This is a genomic window from Bradyrhizobium sp. Leaf396, from assembly GCF_001424605.1.
In the GTDB taxonomy this organism is placed as follows: Bacteria; Pseudomonadota; Alphaproteobacteria; order Rhizobiales; family Xanthobacteraceae; genus Bradyrhizobium; species Bradyrhizobium japonicum_C.
The window spans coordinates 350633-375552 of record NZ_LMQJ01000065.1 but is presented as its reverse complement, the minus strand read 5'-3'; the positions used below and the strand labels follow the sequence as shown (position 1 = coordinate 375552).

The 24920-nt window shown below is 65.0% G+C and carries 28 protein-coding genes and 1 pseudogene; 14 read left to right on the top strand and 15 right to left on the bottom strand.

Annotation, left to right across the window (positions count from 1 at the left end; genetic code table 11):
- The gene (fliP, locus tag ASG57_RS34795) at window positions 1–759 is read right to left on the bottom strand and encodes a flagellar type III secretion system pore protein FliP (protein WP_024340952.1); all 759 of its coding nucleotides are present in this window, start codon (window positions 757–759) and stop codon (window positions 1–3) included.
- A complete protein-coding gene (locus tag ASG57_RS34790) occupies window positions 756–1715 on the bottom strand; it encodes a flagellar biosynthetic protein FliO (protein WP_024340951.1) in 960 nt (319 codons plus the stop codon). The genes fliP and ASG57_RS34790 overlap by 4 nt, the downstream gene beginning before the upstream one ends.
- Before the next feature lie 347 nt (window positions 1716–2062).
- Between ASG57_RS34790 and flgB the strand changes: the two genes are divergently transcribed.
- The 9 genes from flgB to ASG57_RS34745 all read left to right on the top strand — a co-directional run bounded on the left by flgB (window position 2063) and on the right by ASG57_RS34745 (window position 10369).
- A complete protein-coding gene (flgB, locus tag ASG57_RS34785; protein WP_024340950.1) occupies window positions 2063–2467 on the top strand; it encodes a flagellar basal body rod protein FlgB in 405 nt (134 codons plus the stop codon).
- A 36-nt stretch (window positions 2468–2503) separates the two neighbouring features.
- The gene (flgC, locus tag ASG57_RS34780; RefSeq protein WP_024340949.1) at window positions 2504–2929 is read left to right on the top strand and encodes a flagellar basal body rod protein FlgC; all 426 of its coding nucleotides are present in this window, start codon (window positions 2504–2506) and stop codon (window positions 2927–2929) included.
- Window positions 2930–2945: 16 nt separating this feature from the next.
- Complete coding sequence (gene fliE / locus ASG57_RS34775) at window positions 2946–3254, top strand: flagellar hook-basal body complex protein FliE (protein ID WP_024340948.1); 309 nt, start codon at window positions 2946–2948, stop codon at window positions 3252–3254.
- A 161-nt stretch (window positions 3255–3415) separates the two neighbouring features.
- The gene (gene fliQ, locus ASG57_RS34770) at window positions 3416–3679 is read left to right on the top strand and encodes a flagellar biosynthesis protein FliQ (RefSeq protein WP_024340947.1); all 264 of its coding nucleotides are present in this window, start codon (window positions 3416–3418) and stop codon (window positions 3677–3679) included.
- A gap of 17 nt (window positions 3680–3696) precedes the next feature.
- Window positions 3697–4473, top strand: coding sequence for a flagellar biosynthetic protein FliR (gene fliR, locus ASG57_RS34765; RefSeq protein ID WP_057199082.1), 777 nt, complete (start codon window positions 3697–3699; stop codon window positions 4471–4473).
- Window positions 4474–4477: 4 nt separating this feature from the next.
- A complete protein-coding gene (flhB, locus tag ASG57_RS34760) occupies window positions 4478–5557 on the top strand; it encodes a flagellar biosynthesis protein FlhB (RefSeq protein WP_024340945.1) in 1080 nt (359 codons plus the stop codon).
- Window positions 5558–5712: 155 nt separating this feature from the next.
- Complete coding sequence (gene cckA / locus ASG57_RS34755; protein WP_024340944.1) at window positions 5713–8298, top strand: cell cycle histidine kinase CckA; 2586 nt, start codon at window positions 5713–5715, stop codon at window positions 8296–8298.
- 161 nt (window positions 8299–8459) lie between these two features.
- The gene (locus ASG57_RS34750; protein WP_024340943.1) at window positions 8460–9497 is read left to right on the top strand and encodes a Tim44 domain-containing protein; all 1038 of its coding nucleotides are present in this window, start codon (window positions 8460–8462) and stop codon (window positions 9495–9497) included.
- A gap of 164 nt (window positions 9498–9661) precedes the next feature.
- Window positions 9662–10369, top strand: a complete 708-nt coding sequence (locus ASG57_RS34745; RefSeq protein ID WP_024340942.1) for a glutathione S-transferase — start codon at window positions 9662–9664, stop codon at window positions 10367–10369.
- 103 nt (window positions 10370–10472) lie between these two features.
- Here ASG57_RS34745 and ASG57_RS38905 read toward each other — a convergent pair whose 3' ends face one another.
- The gene (locus tag ASG57_RS38905; protein ID WP_196232393.1) at window positions 10473–10646 is read right to left on the bottom strand and encodes a hypothetical protein; all 174 of its coding nucleotides are present in this window, start codon (window positions 10644–10646) and stop codon (window positions 10473–10475) included.
- A gap of 308 nt (window positions 10647–10954) precedes the next feature.
- Complete coding sequence (locus tag ASG57_RS34740) at window positions 10955–11428, bottom strand: hypothetical protein (RefSeq protein ID WP_024340941.1); 474 nt, start codon at window positions 11426–11428, stop codon at window positions 10955–10957.
- A 211-nt stretch (window positions 11429–11639) separates the two neighbouring features.
- On the opposite strand from ASG57_RS34740, the gene ASG57_RS34735 reads away from it, so the two are divergent.
- Window positions 11640–13295 carry a fumarate hydratase gene (locus ASG57_RS34735; protein WP_057199081.1) on the top strand — a complete coding sequence of 552 codons (1656 nt, stop codon included), beginning with the start codon at window positions 11640–11642 and terminating at the stop codon, window positions 13293–13295.
- 157 nt (window positions 13296–13452) lie between these two features.
- Here the strand turns inward: ASG57_RS34735 and ASG57_RS34730 are convergent, their stop codons facing one another.
- The 5 genes from ASG57_RS34730 to ASG57_RS34710 form a co-directional block, all read right to left on the bottom strand.
- Window positions 13453–14373, bottom strand: a complete 921-nt coding sequence (locus ASG57_RS34730) for an SH3 domain-containing protein (protein ID WP_024340939.1) — start codon at window positions 14371–14373, stop codon at window positions 13453–13455.
- A 15-nt stretch (window positions 14374–14388) separates the two neighbouring features.
- The gene (locus ASG57_RS34725; RefSeq protein ID WP_024340938.1) at window positions 14389–14685 is read right to left on the bottom strand and encodes a hypothetical protein; all 297 of its coding nucleotides are present in this window, start codon (window positions 14683–14685) and stop codon (window positions 14389–14391) included.
- A 105-nt stretch (window positions 14686–14790) separates the two neighbouring features.
- On the bottom strand, window positions 14791–15345 hold the full coding sequence (locus ASG57_RS34720; protein WP_057199080.1) for an inner membrane-spanning protein YciB: 555 nt from the start codon (window positions 15343–15345) through the stop codon (window positions 14791–14793).
- Between the two features lie 229 nt (window positions 15346–15574).
- A complete protein-coding gene (locus ASG57_RS34715) occupies window positions 15575–15832 on the bottom strand; it encodes a hypothetical protein (RefSeq protein ID WP_349510075.1) in 258 nt (85 codons plus the stop codon).
- A gap of 77 nt (window positions 15833–15909) precedes the next feature.
- Entirely contained in the window at window positions 15910–17307 is a 1398-nt protein-coding gene (locus ASG57_RS34710) for a carotenoid oxygenase family protein (RefSeq protein WP_024340935.1), read from the bottom strand.
- A gap of 106 nt (window positions 17308–17413) precedes the next feature.
- On the opposite strand from ASG57_RS34710, the gene ASG57_RS34705 reads away from it, so the two are divergent.
- On the top strand, window positions 17414–18142 hold the full coding sequence (locus ASG57_RS34705; RefSeq protein WP_024340934.1) for a TetR/AcrR family transcriptional regulator: 729 nt from the start codon (window positions 17414–17416) through the stop codon (window positions 18140–18142).
- Between the two features lie 18 nt (window positions 18143–18160).
- On the opposite strand, the pseudogene ASG57_RS34700 reads toward ASG57_RS34705, so the two are convergent.
- Window positions 18161–18769, bottom strand: a pseudogene (locus ASG57_RS34700) (hypothetical protein).
- Window positions 18770–18932: 163 nt separating this feature from the next.
- On the opposite strand from ASG57_RS34700, the gene ASG57_RS34695 reads away from it, so the two are divergent.
- The gene (locus ASG57_RS34695; protein WP_024340932.1) at window positions 18933–19496 is read left to right on the top strand and encodes an SET domain-containing protein; all 564 of its coding nucleotides are present in this window, start codon (window positions 18933–18935) and stop codon (window positions 19494–19496) included.
- Between the two features lie 81 nt (window positions 19497–19577).
- Here ASG57_RS34695 and ASG57_RS34690 read toward each other — a convergent pair whose 3' ends face one another.
- Both ASG57_RS34690 and ASG57_RS34685 read right to left on the bottom strand, forming a co-directional pair.
- Window positions 19578–19976, bottom strand: a complete 399-nt coding sequence (locus tag ASG57_RS34690) for a hypothetical protein (protein WP_024340931.1) — start codon at window positions 19974–19976, stop codon at window positions 19578–19580.
- Between the two features lie 31 nt (window positions 19977–20007).
- Window positions 20008–20238, bottom strand: coding sequence for a hypothetical protein (locus tag ASG57_RS34685; protein WP_024340930.1), 231 nt, complete (start codon window positions 20236–20238; stop codon window positions 20008–20010).
- Between the two features lie 102 nt (window positions 20239–20340).
- Between ASG57_RS34685 and ASG57_RS34680 the strand changes: the two genes are divergently transcribed.
- Both ASG57_RS34680 and ASG57_RS34675 read left to right on the top strand, forming a co-directional pair.
- A complete protein-coding gene (locus tag ASG57_RS34680; protein WP_024340929.1) occupies window positions 20341–21159 on the top strand; it encodes a helix-turn-helix domain-containing protein in 819 nt (272 codons plus the stop codon).
- 69 nt (window positions 21160–21228) lie between these two features.
- Window positions 21229–21894: a DsbA family oxidoreductase gene (locus tag ASG57_RS34675; protein WP_057199078.1), complete on the top strand. Its 666-nt coding sequence runs from the start codon at window positions 21229–21231 to the stop codon at window positions 21892–21894.
- A 5-nt stretch (window positions 21895–21899) separates the two neighbouring features.
- Here ASG57_RS34675 and ASG57_RS34670 read toward each other — a convergent pair whose 3' ends face one another.
- The 3 genes from ASG57_RS34670 to ASG57_RS34660 form a co-directional block, all read right to left on the bottom strand.
- Window positions 21900–23069 carry a GNAT family N-acetyltransferase gene (locus ASG57_RS34670; RefSeq protein ID WP_057199077.1) on the bottom strand — a complete coding sequence of 390 codons (1170 nt, stop codon included), beginning with the start codon at window positions 23067–23069 and terminating at the stop codon, window positions 21900–21902.
- A gap of 156 nt (window positions 23070–23225) precedes the next feature.
- A complete protein-coding gene (ccoG, locus tag ASG57_RS34665; protein ID WP_057199076.1) occupies window positions 23226–24665 on the bottom strand; it encodes a cytochrome c oxidase accessory protein CcoG in 1440 nt (479 codons plus the stop codon).
- Between the two features lie 39 nt (window positions 24666–24704).
- Window positions 24705–24908: a YgaP family membrane protein gene (locus ASG57_RS34660; RefSeq protein WP_024340925.1), complete on the bottom strand. Its 204-nt coding sequence runs from the start codon at window positions 24906–24908 to the stop codon at window positions 24705–24707.
- Window positions 24909–24920 lie beyond the last annotated feature (12 nt).

Genomic DNA, 24920 nt, shown 5'->3' with positions numbered 1-24920 from the left:
TCATCCTCCCCCGTAACTCTGCACCAGGCTTCCGGCCACCAGCGACCAGCCGTCGACCAGGACGAAGAAGATCAGCTTGAACGGCAGCGAGATCGTGGCCGGGGGCAGCATCATCATGCCCATCGACATCAGCACCGATGCGACGACGAGGTCGATGATCAGGAAGGGCAGAAAGAGCAGGAAACCGATCTCGAAGGCGCGCTTCAGCTCGGAGATCATGAAGGCGGGGACGAGGATGCGCAGCGCGAGGTCGTCGGGGGTGGCTGGCGCAGGTTCACCCGAAAGGTCCAGGAACAGCTTGAGGTCTTTCTCGCGCACGTTCTTTTGCATGAAGCCGCGCAAGGGCACGGAAGCGCGCTGGAGCGCGTCCTCGACGCCGATCTGGTTGGCGACGAGCGGACGGATGCCCTCGTCATAGGACTTCTGCAGCACCGGACCCATCACGAAGAAGGTGAGGAACATCGCGAGCGCAATGATCACCGAGTTCGGCGGAGCGGTTGCGGTGCCCATCGCGGTGCGCAGCAGCGATAGCACGACCACGATGCGCGTGAACGACGTCATCATGATCAGGATTGACGGCGCGATCGATAGGACCGTGAGCAGCGCGATGAGCTGGATCGCGCGCTCGGTGACGCCGCCGCCAGCACCGCCGCCGAGATTGATGCTGATGTCCTGCGCGTGCGCAAAGCCTGCGAGCGATGCCGCACCGAACAGGACAGAAAGAAAAAGAACTCTACGCGGGAGGGTCGGCAGCCTCACGAAGACGGCTTCGGACGGCCGAGCAGCGAGGCCATCTCGTCTTCGAGATTTTCAAAGCTGGTCTTTTCCGCGGCCGGCTTCGGAGGCGGGGCGGGTGGTGCCGCCGGCTCGCTGCGTGCCGTCCGCGGAGGAGCAGCCGGAGGCTCCGGCGCAACCGGAGGCGCGACCGTTTCGCCGGCCGGGCGGCGCAGGGCAGCCTCCAGCCGCTGGGCCATTTCGGCCAGGTTCTGCTCGGCGCTGGATGGAGTGCCAGGCGGCGGCACGGGCGGCGCTTGGGGCACGGGCGGTGGCGGCGCAGCCGCGCGCTCGGCGCGCACGGGCGGCATCTTCATCGGCTCACTCCCGCGCGGCGGACGCGGCATCACCGGCGGTTCGCTGCGGCTGACGCGCGGCGGCAGCGGCTCCGGTCGCGGTTCGCGCTCGGGACGCGGCGCAATCGGCTCGGGCGCAAAGCTTCCCAGCGACGGCTCGCTGCGGCGTTCAGCCAGCGTAGGCGCAGGCCGGCGGACCTCGTCGGCAAAGGATGGGCGCGCCGGTCGCGGCGGCGGCTCGGGCATTTGCGGCTCGGGATGATCGAGCAGCTCGGGGCGCGGCGCCTCGTCGGCCCAACCACCGGCATCGGGCATGGGAGCAAGGCGCGGCGGCTCGGCGGCGTTTGGACGTTGCGGAAGCTGGTCGCGGCTGGGCGCGGCACGAACGATGTTGGGCTCGACCACGATGTCCGTCGGGCCGCCGATCATGAGCAAATGCTCGACATTGTCGCGCCGGACCAGCACCAGTCGGCGCCGGCCGTCGACCGCGGCAGCGTCGATCACGGCGAGGCGGGGCATCCGGCCACGCTGGGTATTGGCGCCGATCCGGCTGCCGGCGAATCGGCGAACCAGCCAAGCAGCGACGCCGATCAACGCCAGAACGACGATGAACGCGACGATGAAGGTGATAGGGCTGCCTTGCATACTTGTCCCCGACAAATGGCGCTTTTTTCGTGCCCATGGTCAGATACCCAACCACCGGCCAACGATGCCCCAAACTGCGATCTCTTAACGTCCCACGGCAAGTTTTGCCGTCCCCAACTCTTAATAACCCATGAATCGCTCGATCCAAAACGACTTCTTGGCCTGTGCACGCACCGCCAAACGGATGGGTTAATACCGGTTTGGGAGCGAAAAATCACGGGCGGGCGCATGCGTGTGCCGTTCGGGGACACGGGCCCGGGATATCTTAACCAGCTGTTAACCATACACGCGGCAAATTCTGCCTAGCTTCGGACCCAGGGTCCGTGGCGGCGGAAGGAGCCGCGACCATGTCCATCAACGATATTCCGGAACTGTCGGCGCTTCGCACCAAGATGCAGTGGCACCAGGAACGCCAGCGCGTCCTGTCCGAGAACGTCTCCAATTCCGACACGCCCAAATTCCGGCCGCGCGACCTGGTCGAGCCGAAGTTCGACAAGAGCGGCACAGTCGCAGGCTCGATGGGACCACTGGCGCTCACGCGCACCAGCAGCTCCCACATGGCGCCATCGGGGGCCGCCTCCGCATTCGACCAGAACAGGAACGCGGGCTTTGAGACCCGTCCAGCGGGCAATGCCGTCAATCTCGAGGAAGAGATGATGAAAGCCGCCAGCAACCAGATGGATTACGCGGCGGCGACCTCGCTCTATTCGAAGAGCCTGCGCCTGCTGAAGACGGCGATCGGCAAAGGCTAGAGCATGATCCGGAAACAAGGCAGCTAAGGGCGCATCATGGCCAATGACAGCAGCGACTTTGCCCGCTCGATGGCAATCGCGACCTCCGGTCTGCGGGCGCAAGCCGGCCGCATGCGGGTGATTTCGGAAAACATCGCGAACGCGGATTCGACCGCTCAGACCGCCGGCGGCGATCCCTACCGGCGCAAGGTTCCGACCTTTTCCTCCGCGCTCGACCGCACGCTCGATGCGCAAGTGGTCACACTGGGCCGGATCAAGCCCGACCAGTCCAGCTTTCGCGTCAAATACGAGCCGAACAATCCGGCTGCGGATGCGAGCGGCAACGTCAAGTATCCCAACGTGAACTCGGTGGTCGAGATGACCGACATGCGCGATGCGCAAAGGTCCTACGAGGCCAACCTCAACATCATCACTGCGACGCGCCGGATGATCCAGCGCACGCTCGACATCCTCAAGAGCTGAACAGGACATTTGAGCCATGGCATCACCGACAGTCGCCGCCAATGCGTACGCCAGTCTCGCCCGTGTGCTGGAAAACAGCGGCGCAGGCAAGGGCAGCGAACCGAGCGGGCAATCCTTTGCCTCGCTGCTGAAGGACGCCGTCGGCAGCGTCATGGAGTCCGGCCGCAAGTCCGATGCGCAGACGGTGGCGATGGCCGCCGGCAAGGCCAACGTCATGGACGTGGTGACGGCCGTCGCGGACACCGACGTCGCAGTGTCCACGCTGGTCTCGGTGCGGGACCGCGTCATCGCGGCCTACGAAGACATCATGAAGATGCCGATCTGATTTCGGCCCCCGAGTCATTGCGAGCGGAACGAAGCAATCCAGAATCCTTCCTCGGCCGCAGCCTGGACTGCTTCGCTCCGCTCGCAACGAACGGGGGAGAGGCCTTCGCATCGCTCGAAATAGTGGTGGGGAGGCAAGAGATGAACAAAGGAATCTGCCAAATGACCGGACCCGAAACCCTCGACGTCGCGCGCGATGCGATCTGGACCATCGTGATCGTCTCTTCGCCGCTGATGGTGGTCGGTCTGGTGGTTGGCGTCATCGTGTCGCTGTTCCAGGCGCTGACGCAGATCCAGGAGCAGACGCTGATCTACGTGCCGAAGATTCTGGCCATCTTTGCCACGATGCTGCTGGCGCTGCCGTTCATGGCGGATTCGATGCACGCCCACATGATGCGGATCTCGTCGCGAATCATCGGCGGCTGAGGCACAATGCGTGAATTATGCGCATCGACGTCTCGCTGCTGCCGGCGCTCGCCGCTTCCTTCATGCTCGCCTTCGCCCGGGTCGGCGCGATGGTGATGCTGCTGCCGGGCCTCGGCGAGACCAACATTCCGACTCGGATAAAGCTGTCGATTGCGCTCTTGCTCACGCTGATCATCCTGCCGCTGCATCGCAACGCCTATCAGGTCGACATGGGCTCGCTCGCGCCGCTGCTCGTGCTGATGCTGCACGAGATCGCGATCGGCATCGTGCTGGGTGCGACCGCGCGCGTGACGCTGTCGGCACTTCAGGTCGCCGGGTCCGTGATCGCGCAGCAGATGGGGCTCGGCTTCGTCACCTCGGTCGATCCGACCCAGGGACAGCAGGGCGTGCTGGTCGGCAACTTCCTGACCATGCTCGGTATAACGCTGCTGTTCGCCACCGACAGCCATCATCTCGTGATCGCAGCGCTGAACGATAGCTATACGATCTTCTCGCCGGGCGAGACGGTGTCGAGCGGCGATGTCGCTTCGCTGGCAACGCGTGCCTTCGCAGCCGCGTTCCGTCTGGGCCTGCAACTCTCCGGACCGTTCCTGGTGTTCGGCCTCGTGTTCAACATCGGGCTCGGGGTGCTGGCGCGGCTGATGCCGCAGATGCAGGTCTATTTCGTCGGGGTGCCGCTCTCGATCTTCGCCGGCTTCCTGGTGCTCGCCGTCGTGCTCTCGGCGATGATGGGCACTTATCTCGATTACTTCATCGGCGTGATGCACCAGATGATGCCTCTGAGGCCACGGTAGGTCGATGTCAGACGACAAGGACCCGGAGAGTCAAACAGAAGACCCGACGCAAAAGCGCCTCGATGATGCGCTGGAGCGCGGCGACGTCGCCAAGAGCCAGGAGATCAACACCTGGTTCATGATGGCGGGCGGTACGCTCGTGGTCTCGACCTTCTCGGGCTCGGTGGGCAGCGGGCTGCTGACGCCGATGCGCAACCTTCTCGCCAATGCCTGGATGATCAAGACCGACGGCAAGGCGCTGCTCGTCCTGATGCAGCAGATCGAGTACGCCGTGCTCGCTGCGATCGGCGTGCCCCTCTTGATGCTGGTGCTGGCAGCCATAGCCGGCAACATGCTGCAGCACCGCCTGGTGTGGTCGAGCGAATCCCTGACGCCGAAACTCAGCAAGATATCGCCCGGCGCCGGCTTCAAGCGCATCTTCGGCAAGCAAGCGGCCGCGAACTTCCTGAAAGGAATCGGCAAGCTGATCGCCCTCAGCGTGGTCATGACCATGATCCTGTGGCCGGAACGGCATCGCTTGGAGGCCATGGTGAGGCTCGACCCGGCCGCCATGCTCGGCGCCTCCACCAGCATGACGATCCATTTGCTCGGTTCGGTGGTCGCGGCGCTCGCGATCATCGCCATCGCCGATTATTTCTTCCAGTACCGCACCTGGTTCCAGCGCCAGAAGATGTCGCTCCAGGAGATCAAGGAAGAGTTCAAGCAGTCCGAAGGCGACCCGCACATCAAAGGCAAGATCAGGCAACTCCGGCAGCAGCGCGCCAAGAAGCGCATGATGGCGGCGGTTCCAAAAGCCTCCGTCATCATCACCAACCCGACCCACTACTCGGTGGCGCTGTCGTATGAGCGCGGCATGTCGGCACCGATCTGCGTCGCCAAGGGCGTCGACAATCTCGCCTTCAAGATCCGGGAGATCGCGCGCGAGCACGACATCCCGATCGTGGAGAACGTGCCGCTGGCCCGCGCGCTCTACGCCACCGTCGAGATTGACCAGGAAATCCCGACCGAGCACTACCATGCCGTCGCCGAAGTCATCGGTTACGTCATGCGGCTAAAGCGCGGATTCAGCGCCGGGCGGGGATAAAACACCCGGAAAGCACCGGAAATGGCCGTAATCTGGGAATCAGCGTACGTTTCGCCCCTGCTGCCCTTGCACCTCAGGGTCCGATTCAGGCAGGGAGGACCCCACGCGCCCCGTAGCGCGTTGATTCTCTGCCGACAGGCTGCGCCAGCTCGAGAATGACCGCCGAGACCGACCACGACCTCACACGAGAGCCCGTTGCGGCGGCCGAGCCGTCGCCGCGCTCGGGCAGCATTGCTCTGGTGCTGCTGGTGGCGGCCGGCCTCGTCGCGGTCGCCGTCGGGCTGATGACGCTCGGGCGCGCGCAGGCGCAGCCCTACATCCTCGGCATCCTCGCCGTGCTGGCGATGGTGGGTCTGTTCAACCTGTTCGCCTTCGCTGCCGGCATCATCCGCTTTGCCGACCGCAATCTCGATGATCCCGTCATTCGCCGCATCTCCGATCACGCCTTCGACGGCCTCGCGGTCACCGATGCGCGCGGACACGTGGTCTATTCCAACGCTGCCTATCTGACGCTGACGGGCGCCACTGGTCCGCAGGACGTGCGTCCCGTGGAGCGGGTCTTCATCGGCAACCCTGACGTCTCCGAAGCCGTGTTTCGCCTGCTCAAGGCCGCCCGCGAAGGCAAGCGGCAGCAGGAGGAGGTGCGCATCTCCGGCCTCGATGGCAGCCAGGGCCGCTGGCTGCGCATGCGGGTGCGTCCGCTCGGCTCCGCAAAGCGCGAGGCGAAATACGCGGTTTGGTCGATCGCCGACATCACCCGCGACCGCGAGCGCCAGGAGGACGTGTTCCAGGAGCTCCAGCACGCGATCGAATATCTCGACCACGCGCCGTGTGGCTTCTTCTCGGTCAATCCCGCCGGCGAGCTGGCCTATGTCAACGCGACGCTGGCGAACTGGCTCGACTACGACCTCGCCGAGATCGGCTCGGGCGGGCTCAAGCTGACGGACATCGTCTCCGGCGACGGCGCCTCGCTGCTGACCTCGATCGTAGCGGTGCCTGGCGAGGTGAAGACGGAAGTCTTCGACATCGACCTGCGCATGCGCAGCGGCAAGACGATGCCGGTGCGGCTCTATCACAAGCTCGCCTTCGGCGCCGACGGTGCGCCGGGGCCCTCGCGCACGCTCGTCATCAGCCGTGCCCGCGACGAGCGCAGCGATCCGGATCGCGCTGCCGAAGTGCGATTCATGCGCTTCTTCGATCATACGCCGATGGCGATAGCGACGGTCGACCGGGCCGGCAATGTCGTGCGCGCCAATGCGCGCTACGCCAAGCTCGGCCAGGCGCTGGGGCTCGATAACGCCTCCAAATCGATCTTCCGCGCCGTCAATGCGCGCGACCGGCATCTCTTGATTGCGGCCATCAACCAGGCCGCCGAGGGCCAAGCCGACATCGCGCCGGTCGAGGTCGCTCTGGAAGGGACCAAGGAGCGCTGGGGCCAATTCTTCGTCACGCCGGTCGATTCGGCCGAGAACGAGGCCGAAGCCGCCATCGTGCACATGCTCGAGACCACCGAGCGGCGCGCGCTGGAGAACCAGATCAACCAGTCGCAGAAGATGGAGACCGTCGGCCAACTCGCCGGCGGCATCGCCCACGACTTCAACAACGTGCTGTCCGCCATCATGATGGCGAACGACTTCCTGCTGAACGCGCACAAGCCGACCGACCCGTCGTTCCAGGACATCATGCAGATCAAGCAGAACGCGACGCGGGCTGCGACCCTGGTGCGGCAGCTGCTGGCATTCTCGCGGCGGCAGACGCTGCGACCGCAGGTGCTCGATCTCGGCGATGCGCTCTCCGACCTCACCATGCTGCTGCGCCGGCTGATCGGCGAGAAGGTCAAGCTCGACCTCGTCCACGGCCGCGACCTCTGGCCGGTGAAGGTCGACGTCTCCCAGTTCGAGCAGGTGATCGTCAACCTCGCGGTCAACGCGCGCGACGCCATGCCCGACGGCGGCAAGCTGATCATCCGCACCGCCAACGTCACCACCGAGGATGCTGCCAAGCTCGCCTACAAGGGCATGCCCGCGGCGGACTACGTGCGGATCGAGGTCGCCGATACCGGCACCGGCATTCCCGCCGACATCCGCGACAAGATCTTCGAGCCGTTCTTCTCGACCAAGGAAGTGGGCAAAGGCACGGGTCTCGGCCTCTCGACCGTCTACGGCATCGTCAAACAGACCGGCGGCTTCATCTACGTCGATTCCGAGCCGGGGCAGGGCACCTCGTTCCACATCTTCCTGCCGCGTCATCATGCCGAGGCTGACCTGCACGCCGAGCAGCCGGCGGCTACGGTCAGCGCGAGCATCGGCGCGGGGAAGGAAGCCGCGCCCGCTGCAGTGGAGGCCAAGCCGCGCACCGATCTCACGGGCCAGGGCACCATCCTGCTCGTCGAGGACGAGGAGGGCCTGCGCGCGCTGAACGCACGCGGCTTGCGCTCGCGCGGCTACACCGTGGTCGAGGCCGAGAACGGCGTCGAGGCCATGGAGATGCTGGAGGAGCAGGGCGGGGCGATCGATCTCGTCGTGTCCGACGTCGTCATGCCCGAGATGGACGGCCCGACGCTTCTGAAGGCCATGCGGGAGAAGAACCCGGATATCAAGTTCATCTTCGTGTCGGGCTACGCCGAGGATGCGTTCGAGAAGAGCCTGCCCGAGGGTCAGCAATTCGACTTCCTGCCGAAACCGTTCACGCTCAGCCAGCTTGTGGCGGCGGTGAAGGAGACGATGACGAAGCAGGGGTGAGGTTCGCCGCAGAACCAGCGGCCCTGGTTCCCTTCCATGCCCCGCCAAGCCTCCGCGAAATATGGGCTTTTGCCACATCCCCGCGACTGAGGGCCGCAGCCGGGGGTTCCGAAACCGGCTTCACTTTTCGGCAAGTCTGCCCATCTTAAGCGCACGTCCCCATGCCGGGGATTTGGGAAACGCACATGACTTTCTCGCTTCGCTCCCGCAATCTCTTCAACGCGATCGCCGTCGTGCTGGCGCTTGCGCTGCCGACCGCACTGACGATCTCGTCAGCCGACGCCAGGGCCGGTGGTGGCATGTCGTCGGGTTCGCGCGGTTCGCGCTCCTATTCGGCCCCGCCCTCAACCACAACCGCGCCGGGCTCGGCCTCGCAGTTCAACCGCACCTACACCCAGCCGGGCGCAGGCATGAAGTCGGCTGCAAACGCGCCCGCGCGCGGCGGCCTGTTCGGCCGTGCAGGCGGCTTCATGGGCGGCCTTGCGGCCGGCTTCCTCGGCGCCGGCCTGCTCGGCATGCTGTTCGGCGGCGGCCTGTTCGGCGGCCTCGGCGGCCTGTCCTCGATCCTCGGCCTGATGATCCAGATCGCGCTCGTGGTGCTCGTTGTGCGGCTGGCGATGTCCTGGTGGCAGCGCCGTCATGCTCCACGTGAGGCTTACGCCAATGCGGATGCAGGCGCCGGTCCCGGACCGCAGACGAACCAGCGCAGCGGCCTCGGTGGCGGGCTGGCCGGTGGTCTAGGGGGCGGTCTTGGCGGTGGACTCGGTGGCTTTGGTTTCGGCGCCAACAACGCGCCGCTGGAGATCAAGCCGGACGACTATGAGGCGTTCGAGCGCCTGCTCGGCGAGATCCAGACGGCCTGGTCGAACGAGGACGTGGCCAAGCTGCATACGCTCGCGACACCGGAGATGGTCTCCTATTTCGAGCAGGACCTCGCCCAGAACCGCGCGCGCAACGTCGTCAACAAGGTGACCGACGTCAAGCTGTTGCAGGGTGACCTCGCGGAAGCCTGGCGCGAAGGCGAGACCGACTACGCCACCGTGGCGCTGCGCTTCGCCCTCACCGACAAGACGGTGGATCGCAACACCGGCGCAGTCGTTGCCGGCAGCGAACAGCCCGGCGAGGCGACCGAAGTCTGGACCTTCGCCCGGCGGCCGGGCAGCGGCTGGGAATTGTCGGCGATCCAGCAGACCAACTGATCGTCGGCAGCAACACACGGGGGCGTCGTGCTTCGGCACGGCGCCCTTTTGTTGGGCGGATTGCTCGATCAGCACCCGTCATGGGGGCAGCCGTCCTCGCGATGCTGACGGAACTTGGCGGCGAATGATACATTGGGTCCGTCGCCACGTTCACGACCCCTCTTATGAAATACGAGCTCTACTACTGGCCCGAGATCCAGGGCCGCGGCGAATATGTGCGGCTGGCGCTGGAGGAGGCGGGGGTCGCTTACGTCGATGTCGCGCGCGGCCCGCGCGGCCCGTCCGCGATGATGAAGATGATGGATGCGCACAAGGGAACACCGCCCTTTGCGCCGCCGTTCCTCAAAGCAGGCAAGCTCGTGATCGGCCAGACCGCCAACATCCTGCTCTATCTCGGTGCCCGCCATGGGCTGGCGCCGAAGACGGAAGCCGGCCGGCTCTGGGTCCATCAGCTTCAGCTCACCATCACCGACCTCGTCGTCGAGATTCACGACACCCATCATCCGCTCGGGCCCTCGCTCTATTATGAGGACCAGAAAGCGCCGGCGAAGAAGCGTACCGCCGAGTTCTGGAGCGAGCGCGTGCCGAAATATCTCGGCTATTTCGAGCAGCTTCTCGCCGACAGCGGCGGTGCCTATGTGACCGGCCGCAGACCGACCTATGTCGACCTCTCGCTATTCCAGATCGTCGCGGGACTGCGCTATGCCTTCCCCAAGCGCATGACGGCGTTCGAGAGGGACATCCCAGGCCTCGTCGGCCTGCATGACCGCATCGCCGCGCGGCCGAACATCAAGGCCTATCTCCAAAGCGATCGCCGCATTGCCTTCAACGAGCAGGGCATCTTCCGCCGCTATCGGGAGCTGGACGGTTAGACCGATTGTGCGCGAGTTGGGACACCCTCGAGTCCATCAGATACAGCCGGACGTACGAAGGCCCGACCGATCGGCGCGGACGCTCCGGCTTTGGCAATCCTGATCAGGCGAGCTGATCGATCCGCGTGCCCTGGCCCGGCGGCAGCGGCGCAGGCGGCTGCGGCTTGTAGACCGGGTCGGTGTCCTTGGCCTTGGCCTGGTCGTCCTGCTGCTTGGTCGTGTCGTAGTTCGGGACCACGATCGCGATTGGCGGGGGCGCAACTGTCGAAACCTTCATTCGCAAGTCCTCACAGAATGAAACAATTGAGCCTGCCCCACCAGGAGCGAAATTTCCTTCAAGGCAATTGTTAAAATGCGAGGGATTGCCGCGGTCGACGATGCTCCTTTGGTACGGCATCCCGGTGTTCGCGAGATGATGAGGCCTCTCGTCGTCGTTGCGAGGAGCTCTTGCGACGAAGCAATCCAGGCGGTCGCCGCGGAGCGGATTCCGGATTGCTTCGCCACACTCGCAATGGCGGAGCTTGTGGCTGCCGGCATGGGATGCAGGCGCCGCCGTCTACGTTGCAAGAGGGAAAAAGGGAGCGCCTACTCGTCCTTGCCGCGCGTGATCGCGATGGAGGCGTCCGACTTGGTGCGTGTGCATTCCATGTTCAGTCGCCGGTAGCGCATGGTGACCTTGTCGCCGCGCAACAGGCCCATCCGCTTCAGGCAGCGCGTCGCGCCCGTCGTCGTGTCGTCCTTCGTCACCGTGAAGACGATCGCGGCCATCGATCCCACCAGCGCGTAGAACTCCGGCTTGGGCTTGCGATCGCCCTTGGCATAGAGCTCGATCGAGTACTTGTCGCCGCGGCAGCCCACGGACAGCTCCTTGGCCGCCGGGTGGGTCATGTAGACGACATTGGCGGCGCGGAAATTCACCTTGAGGCGATCGACCTGGTTCGCCAGCTCCTTGGCGCTGTCGTCACAGCGGTCGGCGCGGGCAGGCGAAGCGAGAGCCACAAGGCCGGTGATGGCGGCGGCGACCAGGATCGCGCCGCGGACGTTCAGTTTCAATGTCATGATGAAAAGCCCCTTAGGGCGCGCATTCAAGCGTCGCCGGACGCGAAGCGCAAGGGTCGGAGGGGCCATTTCCACGAGCTGTGCCAATGGCCTTCCCGCTCGCCTGGGCTGCCTCTCCCGTGGCTCTCGCTCCCTTTCTTTTCCGTCCAAAATGGGCTTAGAACGCTTCTACGCCGAGGCCCGCCAAGGCCGCAAACCTGAGATCCGCTCCATGAACGCTCCCACAGCTTTTCCCGACCAGTCAAAGCCCGTTCCGCCGTACAAGCACACCCCGCTCTTCCCGCTGGGCAAGGACGAGACGCCCTACAAGAAGATCTCGTCCGAAGGAGTCCGGGTCGAGAAGGTTCTGGGCAAGGACATGCTGGTGGTGTCGCGGGAGGCGCTGCGGGCGCTGTCGGAGGCGGCTTTCGGCGACATCAACCACTATCTGCGGCCCGGCCATCTGAAGCAGCTCCGCGCGATCCTGGAGGACGGCGAGGCAAGCCCGAACGACAAGTTCGTTGCGCTCGACTTCCTGAAGAACGCCAACATCGCGGCCGGAGGCGTGCTGCCTATGTGCCAGGACACCGGCACCGCGATCATCATGGGCAAGAAGGGCTGCAACGTCATCACCGACGGCGACGATGAGGCGGCGCTGTCGGAAGGCGCGCGCGATGCTTACCTGCGCCGAAATCTGCGCTACTCGCAGGTCGCGCCGCTCTCGATGTACGAGGAGAAGAACACTGCCAACAACATGCCGGCGCAGTGCGAGATCTACGCCGAGGGTGATGATGCCTACAAGTTCATGTTCATGGCGAAGGGCGGCGGCTCGGCCAACAAGAGCTTCTTGTTCCAGGCGACACCTTCTGTCCTGACCAAGGACCGGCTGCTTGCGTTCCTGAAAGAGAAGATCCTGACGCTGGGCACCGCGGCGTGCCCACCCTATCACCTCGCGATCGTGATCGGCGGCACCTCGGCCGAACTGTGCATGAAGACGGTGAAGCTCGCTTCCGCACGCTATCTCGACGCGCTGCCGACCCACGGCTCGCCCGACGGCAACGCCTTCCGTGACGTCGAGATGGAGAAGGAAATCCACAAGATGACGCAGTCGCTCGGCGTCGGCGCGCAGTTCGGCGGCAAATATTTCTGCCACGACGTGCGCGTGATTCGCATGCCGCGTCACGGCGCCTCTCTGCCGATCGGGCTCGGCGTGTCCTGCTCGGCCGACCGCCAGGTGCTCGGCAAGATCACCAAGGACGGCGTCTATCTGGAAGAGCTCGAGCACAACCCGGCGCAGTACCTGCCGCAGGTCGAGCAGACGCTCGGCGGCGAGGTCGTCAAGATCGATCTCAACCAGCCGATGAAGGACATCCTCGCGACGTTCTCGAAATATCCGATCAAGACACGAGTCTCGATGACGGGCACCATGATCGTCGCGCGCGATTCCGCCCATGCCAAGCTGCGCGAGCGGCTGGAGAAGGGCGAGCCGCTGCCCGACTATTTCAAGAACCATCCGGTTTACTACGCCGGTCCGGCCAAGACGCCCGAAGGCTACGCCTCCGGCGCGTTCGGTCCGACCACCGCCGGACGCATGGATTCCTTCGTCGACCAGTTCCAGGCCGCTGGCGGCTCGATGGTAATGGTGGCCAAGGGCAACCGGGCGCCGGCGGTGCGCGAGGCGTGCAAGAAGTATGGAGGCTTCTACCTCGGCTCGATCGGCGGCGCCGCGGCGAACCTTGCCGAACACTGCATCAAGAAGGTCGAGGTGCTCGAATATCCCGAGCTCGGCATGGAAGCGATCTGGCGCATCGAAGTCGTCGACTTCCCTGCCTTCATCATCATCGACGACAAGGGCAACGACTTCTTCAAGGAGTTGAATTTGGGCTAGCTCTTCGCTCGCCCATGCTTGCGATTGATTGCATATCTCGCCTTACCAACGATTGTCATGCCCGGGCTCGTCCCTGGCATCGACGACGTTCTTGGTGCCGCGAAGACGTGGATGGCCGGGACAAGCCCGGCCAGGGCGATGCGGATGCGTCAACGTCCTAACTGCAGTTGGTGACCTGGTTGGAGCACAGCGCGCGCCACCAGCCGCGCACGCCGTCATGGCTCTCGACCAGACCCCAGAAGCCGCTGCAGGCCATCAGCCGTTTCGGCCCGCCGTCGCCGTCGATCGGACCGCCGAGCTCGCGCTGGGCCGGCGTCCATTTGGCGTCGATGAAGGGCGCCTGAAACAGGCCGCCCGCGCGGGTGGCGCCATTGGCGTAGTTCGCGCCGACCTTGTTGGAGGCGACCCAGCCGCGTCCGGCATACGGCTTTGGCGCGCTGCGCGGATATCGCTTCTCGTCCTCGTAGTCCTGGCCCGGCGGCCTTGCGCCTTCGATGAGAAACCAGCCGTTCTTGAAGCCGATGATGCTGAATTCGGTGAGCCAGCCGCCATCGGGCGTGTTCTCGGCGCCGCCAAGCTTCAGGCGGTAGGGCGGCGGCAACGTGCCGAGCACGCGCCCCGTGGTTGACGGCTCGGCGCGCACGTTGAGGCCGTTTGGATCCTTGTCGATGGACCAGGCGCCGAGACTGCAGGGCTCGGTGCCGTCGGGGAGCGATGCACGCTTCGCCGCAAGTTCGGCGTGGAGCTTGGCGAAATCGGCCTCGTCATTGTCCGGATCGGGCTCGGCGCGCGGCTTCAGATCGGCCGACACTGCGCGTGTCGCATCCGGTGTCAGCGTGACGACGAGGGCCTGGCGCCCTGCGAACACGCTTGCCGGTGTCTTCGGATCGTTCGCCGTCGCAGGATAGACCGCGAGATAGCCAGTCGAACCATCGGTCCGATAGGCGAGGCCGGCGACATAGCCCGCCGGCACCATGGCGAGCGCGCTTGCGCGCCACGCCGGTTCGCTGTCATCCGCGCGTGCCGCTTGTGTCGCGACGCACAGCAACGCCGCCGCGATAAGACGGAGCACGCGCATGATGGCTGCGCAGCCTTACGCGCGCGCGCCCGTGAACGGGAAGCTGCCCATTGGGCCGATGCCCATTTCGCCGCTGATGCTGTCGCCGGAGACGGTGCCGGTGAACTCAAGCGTCAGCGGCATCGGCTTGTCGATAGAGACCTTCCAGGACACGTTGTCGCCGCTGACGGTGCCATCGAATATCTCGGCGGTATTACCTTCCGCGCCCTGCGTGCCCGTGAGCGTGCCGCCCGCAGCCTTGAGGCTCAGCGTTGCCTGGCGTTCGCCCATCGGGGTCGTCATGGTCAGATTCCAGTTGCCGTCTACGGCCATTCCCGTCTCCCGAACAAATTTCCGCGGCCCGCGAGGATCCGCGACCCGTCCTGAGCGAGCCTATAGCTCAACTTGCAGCTCCTGACTAACCCTCCGATAGGGCATTTAGGCGCGGGCAGCGGCGCGTCGGCGGTTGGTCACGATCAGCCGCAGAACGAAATACTGCACGGCAAAGGCCAGGATCTTGGCGCCGCCTGCGACCACCATGAGATAGAACGCCCACAGCTTCAGATCGCCGGTGGCGGCGACTGCCAACATGCCGACACCGATCACGAACATCAGCGCCGCCCAGGCATAGCCCGCGATGGTGACATATTCCGGGACGGTCTCGACGATAGCGGGCGGCATGTAGCGCAGCATCCAGCCGCGCTTGAGCATGATCGCGCCGATCGCGAAATGTGCGATCGAGGGTTTTGCCAGCATGAAGCGCGGATCATTGGTGAGCAGCGTGATACCGCCCAGCACGACCACCAGAGCGAGGCTCGCATAGGTCATGTAATGGAGCGGCTGTCCCTTGAGACGCGCATAGATCACCTGCGCGAACGCGCCGGCAATCGCCACTGCCGTTGCGAGGATCACGTTGTCTGTGACGAGATAGACCGCCAGAAAGATGATAACGGAGAGGAGATCGGAGGCGAGGCGGGCGAATACGTCCTTCATCGTCATTCCTGTTCAGCGGGCGTGGGCAAGGCGCAGGCCAGGCCATCGTACGTGATCTGGCGATGCCCGGCATATCACTTTTGTGAAGACAACCGCGATGCTGCAAGCGGCGAAAGCCGCCGCAAGACCCACCGGAACGCCGGGCCGAGACCCAGCAGCGCAGGCTTCGGAACCGCCATCAGGAAGAGGGCGCGACGGTCAGGACGCCGCACCGAGTCGAACCAGTCTCCTACAATGTCAGAACGACGTAGGCGATCTCCAGGATATGAAGTGCAGCAACGAGATGGTCGGTCATCTCGTCGACCAGGTCTGCCCAGGGCAGGCGCGACATTATCGGGAGTGCGGCGGCAACTAGAAGGCAGGTGGCCAGCAGGACGCCGCCTTCGAAGAACGTGAGGCTTCGCCGGCGCAGTCGCATCGTCAGGATTGCGAGCGCGGCGCCGGCCAGGGCAAGAACAGCGAGGATGTCCGCGGTGATCGAGAGCATGTGCATGGAACCTGTTTGTTGACGCAAACATCCTCGGGCGGGACTCGCGACCTCGTCGCGGCCCGTATTGACGAGAGCTACTGCGCCCCCACCCAATTGCCGTGAAAGCCGTCGGGGACGCGGTGGCCGAGTTGCACCAATGCGGCCGGACCTGCCTCGATATCGGTGGCGTTGAACACGGCGAGGTCGCTGCGGTTCTCCCGCGCGCGCCAGACAACCGCGAGCAGCCAGCCGTCGCCCTCGGCCGCATCTTTCGACCGCTCGACGAACACCGGTTCGGAGATGGTGTCGCCGGCCGGCAGTAGATAATGGCCGAGCCTCCTGCCGTTGCCGTCGACATGCACGATGCCCGACAACGCGCCGAACATCGGCAGTTTCGGATTGGCGCAGGCGTACCAACCGTGACGGCTCTTCAGCCCGGCGCGGCGGTCGTCGATCCGCGGGAATTCGCCGGTGAGATCGTCGAGATAAGTTTGCTGGAAGCGGTCGGTATTCCCCGAGAGATCAAACGTCCAGCGGCAGTGGCGGGCGCGCGACTTCTGCGGGTCCGTCGGCCGGCCGTCGGGATGCGGAAACAGCGGCGCCTCCTCGAATTGCATGACATCGGCGACGATGCGCTGGCCGTCCTCCCACGCATTCATGACATGGAAGACGTAGCAGGCCTCGGCTCGGAACCAGACAATGTCTTTCGTCGTGCCGCTGCGCTTCATCACGCCGACATACGCGCCCTTGTCCGGCTCCCAGGCGTAGGGCGGCTGCCCTTTCATCGCGCGAGCCATGCTGCCGGTGATCGGGAGGATCGGGAACAGCACGTGGTTTTCGGTGACGATGAAGTCGTGCACCATGCTGGCATAGGGCGCCTCGAACCGTTCGAAGCGTGTGGCCTTGCCGGAGGCGTCGATCGATCCGTAGGAGAGGGCAGGCGTCAGCGGCCCGGCGGCGTTATAACCGAAAAACACCAGTTCGCCGGTGATGGGATCGATCTTCGGATGTGCGGTGAAACTGCCCGCAACGCGCGCCTGATAATTGTAATAGCCGCGCGTTGCCAGCGTCCCCGGCTCGATCTCGGTCGGCAGATGCGCTTCTTCCAGCGCCAGCAGCTTGCCGGCATGGAAGATGATGTTGGTGTTGGCGACGCCGCCATCGGTGAGATCAGCCGGGGCGTCCGGCAGCTTGCGGCCGAAGCCGCCGAATAGCGCGCGGCCGGCGTCGTGCTCGGCGAGCCATTTCGGCGTGCGGACCCAGCGATTGCGATAGCTCGCACGACCGTTCTCGAGGTGGAAAGCATGCAGCATGCCGTCGCCGACGAACCAGTGCGCGCCCGGCGAGTCGAACTGCGGATTTGGACCGTTGCGGTAGAGGGTCCCATTCAATTCGCGCGGCAATTCGCCGATGACCCTCAGGAATGGCGCGTCCGCTTCGAACGGGATCGGCGCAACGTTGTCGTGGCGCTCAACGATGGCATCGTGCTGCACGGCCTATCCCTCCCTATCTTTACATCGTAAAGATTAGATAACGCGGGTTGCCGCGCCGGTCAAGCGAAATCTTTACACTGTCAATATTGCGTCATATAGCTTGCGAATGGGCAAGACCGACACCAAGAGCGAACCGGCGCGAAGCTCGCGCACTTCCAGAAGCACGACGTCTGCTGCGGCATCGCGACCGAGACGCCGCACGACGGGCGCAAAGACCGAGACCCCGTATCATCACGGCGCCTTGCGCGAAGCGCTGCTCCAGGCCGCCGAGCGGGTGCTGGAGCGCGACGGGCTCGCCGGCCTCACATTGCGTGCGGTCGCGCGCGAGGCCGGGGTCTCGCATGCCGCACCCACTCATCATTTCGGCGATCTGACGGGGCTGCTCAGCGAGCTCGCGGCCGTCGGCTTCCGCCAGTTCAACGCGGCGATGGCCGCGTCGTGCGATGCCGCCACCACGCCGCTCGAGCGTGCGCTGGCGCGGCCGAAAGCCTACGTCGCCTATGCGCAAGCCCATCCTGGCATGTACGGCATCATGTTCCGCACCGAGCGCCTGGACTATTCCCGGCCGTCGCTGCATGAGGCGGCTGAAGCTTCTTTCGCCGGGCTTGCAAATGCGATCGGCATGATGCGGCAGGAGCAGATCAGCGGCGACGCGTTGACGCTGAACCAGGGCGCCGCGATCGCGCGTGCTTGGTCGATGGTGCACGGCTTTACCATGCTGCTGCTCGACGGCCGTCTCGAGGACATTCTCGCGCGGCTGCCCGAGGGGACGACGGCGGAACGCCTGCTTGAGGCGATGCTGACGGCGCCCGTGACTCCGAAGCTTCCCGTGTAGCGGATCTCGGGCAGGCGCCTAGCGCATCGTGGCGAGCTCGACGGCGCGCCCGCTCGTGCCGATGACCTTCACTTCATCCTTGCCGCAGGTGAAGCTGCGGGCGAAATCGTCGGCAGCCTTGCGCGCAAGCTCGTTCGCGGTCGGGTTGGCGACCGCATCGACATAGGCGACGTGGCAGACCGGGCCCGGCGGCAGCCGGGTCACGACCAGCATGGCCTTCGTCTTCGGCCGCCCCTGCTTGTCGGGATCGGTGTTGTCCGCGATGTGCCAGCGCTGGATGATCGCAAATGGCTTTTCACCGGCAGTGCGTCATTCGATGGTGCTCTCGGACGAGTTGAACGGCGCGAACCAGACATTGGCTGCCGGTTCCTCGGCCGCCTGCTTGCGATTGCGGCCCACCGAGACGACCTCGCGCAGATCATCCTCGGCGATCAGCACCACGAGCCCGCCCTTGCCCGGACAGACCCGCGTGGTGCTGCCGTCGAGGTCGCTTGGCTGGCCGACTTGGCGGCAGTCCTTTGGCGCCGTCGAGGTGTAGTAGCTGCTGCCGATCGCCTGGGCGTTGGCGCAGCCGAGGCCGGCGCATAGGAGCAGCGTGACGAGCAATGGGGTGGTGATGCGGATCATGATGACACTTCGGTGCAGCTGGAACCTCGCACCATCAGACGCCTTGATTGTGGGCAAGGTTCAAACAGCACTGCCAGACACCTGACACCGGCACGGAATCGTTCTAGAAGAACAGCTTCGCTTGGGCTCCTCCAGCCTCGTTCGCGTCTCCGTACTCCTGATCATGCCAGCCACAACCTCGAACAAACCCTATCGCGTCGGCCGCTCCAAGACCGGACTCGGCCTCTTCGCCACCAAGCCAATCAAGAAGGGCACCCGGATCATCCGCTATTTCGGACCGATCCTGGATTCGCGAATTCCTGAGCAGGACGAGATCGAGAACAAATATCTGTTCGAGCTCAACGGCCGCTGGACCATCGACGGGTCGGTGCGCAAGAACCTCGCCCGCTACATCAACCATTCTTGCCGGCCCAATGCAGAATCCGACGTCCGGCCGCGCGAGCGCAAAGTCTATATTCGCGCCATCAAGAACATCGAGCCGGGCGAGGAGATCAATTACGACTACGGCACCGACTATTTCAAAGCCTATCTGAAGCCGATCGGCTGCAGGTGTGACTCCTGCGAAAGGAAGCGCAAGAAGCTGCGCGCCGAGGCACGGGCCGAACGCGCCAAGGTGAAGGCGCGGGCCGAGCGCAAGGCCAAGAAGGCAGGCCCGAAGAGCGCGACCGCGAAGAAGAAGGTGAACGGCAAGCACTTCGCCGGCAAGGCCGGTCGCGCAAGATCGTAACGCAAGCTCACCCCAGCTCAGGCGTCGCCCGGTCCGGCTCCGCCGAGGACGAGCCGGGCGACGAGGGCGCCGAGTGCGGTCTCACGCCGCCGCCGCGCTGGCACTTCTCCGCAATCCCACATATTGCAGCTCGGCGAACACGCCGGTCGCGATAGCCTGCGCCACGACCATGAGCTCGCCTGCGAGGTTCGGCGACACCGCGCCCGAAAGGAGCAGCGCGATGCTGCCGACCGTCCATGCCGCGTTGCCGATCACGACCAGCAGCACGAGCGCCCTCGCCACGGAGGCGCGCGACGCGAGCCAGCCGACCAGCCCGGTGTAGGCGATCAGGAACAGGCCGGCTTCGAGCAGCAGCATGTCCGGCAGATTGAACAGTCTTGCGAACGCGCTTGCACCGAAGGTGAAGCCGAGGGCGGCGACGCCGCTGAAGATGGCATCGGCAAGAAGCGCGCGGCGCAGGAAGGTGGAAGCTTCGATCATCGTAGGTCTCCTTTGTTGGGCTAGGGTGAACTCAGAGCCGACCGCGCCACCAGGCGCGCAGCAGGCGGGCGAGGCGGAGCGGGCAGAGACTCCTGCCGACGCCGTGCTCGAAGGCGATGACCTGGGCAACGACATAGTCGCCGGTCGAATGCACCAGCGGCTCGGGCATGTTGAGGCTGCGCGCCAGCATCCGGGTTCCGAACGCCAAGGCCCAGGGCAGGACGTGGTCTGCAACGGTCCGGTAGAGCAGCAGTGCGATCATGGTCATCTCTCCTGTTCGACCGAAAATGCGCGCGTCTGCGCCCCGATTCGATTACCTTGCGGGTAATGGAAGGGCCGAAATCCGCGTGATAGGTTTCGGACCATGAACGCACACGCTTCCACCGCACGAACCGAGCGCAGCCAGCCGGTCCACATCGGCGACCATTTGCGCGAATGGCGGCAGCGCCGCCGCATGAGCCAGCTCGATCTTGCGGGCGAAGCGGAGATCTCGGCACGGCACCTGAGCTTCGTCGAGACCGGGCGCGCTGCGCCGTCGCGCGAGATGGTGCTCAGACTCGCCGAGCGCCTCGACGTGCCCCTGCGCGAACGGAACGTCCTGCTGGTCGCCGCTGGCTATGCGCCCGCGTTCCCGCAGCGTACGCTGGAGGATCCTGCATTGAAGTCAGCCCGCCAGGCGATCGACCTCGTCCTCAAAGCACATGAGCCCAACCCCGCGCTTGCGGTGGACAGGCACTGGAACCTGGTGTCCGCCAATCGGATGGTGGCGCCGCTGCTTGATGGCATTCCGCAGCATCTGCTCGGCCAGCCCCTCAATGTGCTGCGGCTCGCCTTTCATCCGCAGGCCCTGGCAGCGCGCACGGTCAATCTCGCAGAATGGTGCGGGCATCTGCTCGAGCGGCTGCACCGGCAATGCGAGGCAACCGCCGATCCTGAATTGATCAAGCTCTACAATGACCTCAGGAGCTATCCCATTCCGGCCCGATCCGCGCCGCTGTCGAGCGACAACGTCGCGATTCCCTTCAAGCTGCGCCATGGCGGAGAGATCCTCAGCTTCTTCTCCACCACCATGGTGTTCGGCACGCCCGTCGACATCACGCTGTCGGAGCTGGCGCTGGAGACCTTCTTCCCGGCGGACGAGCGCACCGCGGAGCGACTGAAGCAGATGGCGGCCATGACCTAGCGCTCTTGCCTCGGGGCGGGTTCGGCTTATCTTGGGCCAACCTGGTACCGCCCGAAGGAGGCGCCTGACATGAGCACGCTGAAACCGCTCCAGATCGACGTCGTCTCCGATGTGGTGTGCCCCTGGTGCTATATCGGCAAGCACCGCATCGAGAGCGCGCTGGCGCTCGTGCCCGACGTGCCGGTCAAGCTCAGCTTCCGGCCCTTCTTCCTCAATCCCTGGGTGCCTCGCGAGGGCATCAGCCGCGAGGCCTATCTCACCCAGAAGTTCGGCTCGGTCGAGGCCTATAAGGGCATTGCCGGGCGCGTCGTCGCGGCCGCAAGCGAGGAGGGCCTCGTCTACAAGCCCGAGCTGGTGGCGCGCCAGCCCAACACGACCGATTGCCATCGCCTGATCCTGTGGGCGGAAGCCATCGGCAAGGCGCCCGAGATGAAGCAGCGCCTCATGGAGCTGTACTTCCGCGACGGCGGCGATCTCACCGATGTGAACGTGCTCGTGCGGGCAGCCGCCGATGTCGGTCTCGATGCCGACGACGTGCGCCAGCGCCTCGCCACTGACGCGGACGTCGCGCGCGTTTCGGCCGACGCGCAGGAGGCCGCCGAGAAAGGCATCTCCGGCGTGCCGACTTATGTCTTCGCGCAGAAATATGCCGTCTCCGGCGCGCAGGATCCCAACCTGCTCGCGCGTGCCATCCGGCAGGTTTCGGCGGAGATCAACGCGGAGGCGGCGGAGTAGCTGTTCTATTTGCGGAGCAGGCGAACCATTCGGCGCGCTGTCGCATAGACGGCGCCGTGCGCCGAGAGCGCCCCATGAATGAGTGCCACCATGGGATCGTGCCGTCGCAGCGGGATCAGCACATCGCCGATCGCGAAGCGCCCCCGCCAGATCGGGTTGATCATGGGGTGATCGGCGTTCGCCGTCGAGTCCGCGCTGGAGATGGCGGGATCGGCGCAGAGGTGGCGGGTGAGGTCGAGCGTGAGCTGCACGCCCGGCGAATGTCTTGCAAAGCGCTCGTCGATGCCGAGCTTGAAGAAAAAGGCGCGATCCTGATGACGCAACACGATGCCGGCGGCAACCGGCGTCGTGCCGGCGCGAAGCGTGACGACCTCGCATTGCGCGGTCTCTGCCAGCGCCGGAACCGCGCGGCGGATGAAGGTCGCATCGCCGGCATGCTGGACCAGCGCGGTGCCGCGCCTGCCCTTCCAGCCGCTGGCCTCGAGCTGCAAGAATGCTTCGAGCGCCGGCCTGATCTCGTCGGGCTTGCGCGCGACTTCGAACATGACCGGCCCATGCTCCTCCAGGCGGTGGCGCTGGCGGCGCAGCTCCTTGAGCTTCCTGGAGCCGAGCGCCTCCCGTAGCAGCGTCTCGCCTTCCTGCGCCGCATCGAGGCTGGCGCGGACGTAACAGGAGAGGATGCGCGGCTTGAGGCCGGTGCGGCTTAGAATCTGCCTGAGCGCGTTCATCGCCGCGCCGTCGAGAGCGACGTCGGTCAGCACGAGCGCATGCGCTCCGGCCTCGCGCGCCTGTTGCAGGAGAGACGCGGCCGCTTCGATTGGCAGGTCGCGGTCGATCAGCGGGCTGCAGAGCGTGCCGTAGGGATGCGCGCTCACCAGTGCCGGCAGGGGGATCTTCCGGGCCCGCCAGAGCGAGATCACCGGCATCAGCCCGATCAGCCGCGTTGAAGATGCGTCGAACGCGCTCAGTGCCGAGGCCTCGGCGCGGCCGCGGGCAGATGCGCTGACGGCGAACTCCCAGGCGGGCAGGTAATATGCGTTCGGTTCGATCGCGCGCTGCGCCAGCGCACGCCACTGGCCGGGGTCGATCGTCGTCAGCGGAACGGGCGCGCGCGCGGCCCCGGCATTGCTTGCCGATGCCGGGTGGATCGCCGCCTGCTGCGCGATGTCGACCATGTCCCGCCGTCCCCAATCATGCGGACGCGTGCCGCGTCACGCCGCCATGCTTAGCGCAAAGATTGGAAAATACCGTTGGGACGCGGCTTCAATTCGAACGGTAATATTAACGTCCTGTTGAGCATCCGGCGGCACGCCGCCGGATGCAGTGCGGCGTTATTGATCGCCCGGCACGAAATGGTCGCGGGCGCTTGCACGTCCGCCACCGGCGGTCTCGGCGATCGCGATCTCGATGTCGCGCGAGGTCTTCGGCAAGTCGGCAGGGCCGACGTGCAGCGACATTCGGACCTCACGGGTCTGATCCTGTCCGACCTCGATGACCGGCTTGCCGCCGGGGGCAGCCTCGATCCCGGCGACGCGAATGGTTGCACCGGGCAGTCCCGAGACCTCGAGCGTGAACGATCGCTGCGCGCCCTTGTTGAGAATGCGCACGGTGTAATCGTTGCGCACCCCGCCATCCGCGAGCTGGACGAAGAGGGGATTGCGGTCGTGCAGCACGTTGACATCCATCGTGGCGCGGGTCGCGAGCGTGTAGAGCATGATGCTGCCGACGATGGCGATCACGGCCGCGTAGATCACCGTGCGCGGCCTGATGATGCGGTAAATCGGCGGCTTGCCATCGCGGCGACGCTGCATGTTGATGTCGGTGTCGTAGCCGATCAGGCCTTGAGGGCGGCCGATCTCGCGCATCACGTTGTCGCAGGCGTCGATGCACAGGCCGCACTGGATGCAGCCGAGCTGGATACCGTTGCGGATGTCCACGCCGGTCGGGCAGACATTGATGCACTGATGGCAGTCGACGCAATCGCCGGCGGGTGCGCCGTGGGCGCGGGCGGCATCCGCCTTCTTCACCGACATGCGCGGCTCGCCGCGGTCGCGGCGATAGGTGACGTTGAGCGCCCATTCATCGGTCAACGCCGCCTGAATCCGCGGCCACGGGCACATATAGATGCACATCTGTTCGCGGGCATGACCGGCGAAGACATAGGTCGTGGCGGTCAGGATGCCGATCCAGAGGTAAGCGAGGAACGGGGCCTGGAAGGTCGCGAGCTCCTTCACCAGCGTCGGCGCGTCGGCGAAATAGAGCACCCAGGCGCCACCGGTCCACCAAGCGATCATGATCCAGAGGAAGTGCTTGAGCGCGACCTTGCGGAGGTGGGTGAAGGTCCAATAGTGCTTGTCGCCTTGCATGCGCTCGCGCCGGTCGCCTTCGACCCAACGCTCGACCGCATAAAACAGGTCGGTCCAGACGGTCTGCGGACACATGTAGCCGCACCACAGCCGCCCCGCGACCGCATTCATCAGGAAGAGCGTCATGGCCGCGAGGATCAGGAGGCCGGTGAAATAGTAGACCTCCTGTGGCCAGAGCTCGATGAAGAAGAAGTAGAAGCGCCGGTGCGGGAAGTCGATCAGCACGGCCTGGTCAGGCAGGCCGGGTCCACGATCCCAGCGCACGAACGGCAGGAGATAATAGGTCCCGAGCGTGATGCAGAGGATTGCCCATTTGATGCGGCGGAAAGGGCCATGCACCGATTGCGGATAGACCTTCCTTCGCTTCTCGTAGAGAGGTCCTTCGATGAAGGTGTCATCGGTCATGGCAAATTCCCCCGCATCACAGGCTGCATCCAGACGCGTTCAGGAGAACGCGCAGCCGCTACCCAGGCCCAGCTTCTTGAAGATGATCGCGGCCGGGCAGAAGCCGGTGAACGCAGCCTGCAGCATGTTGAGCCCGGCAAAGGCCGTCAGCAGGTACCAGTACGCATTCACATAGGTGCCCAGTGCGAGACCGAGCAGGACGACGCATCCCGCGAAGGCGAGAACGGCTTTGTCGACATTCATGGCAGACTCCTT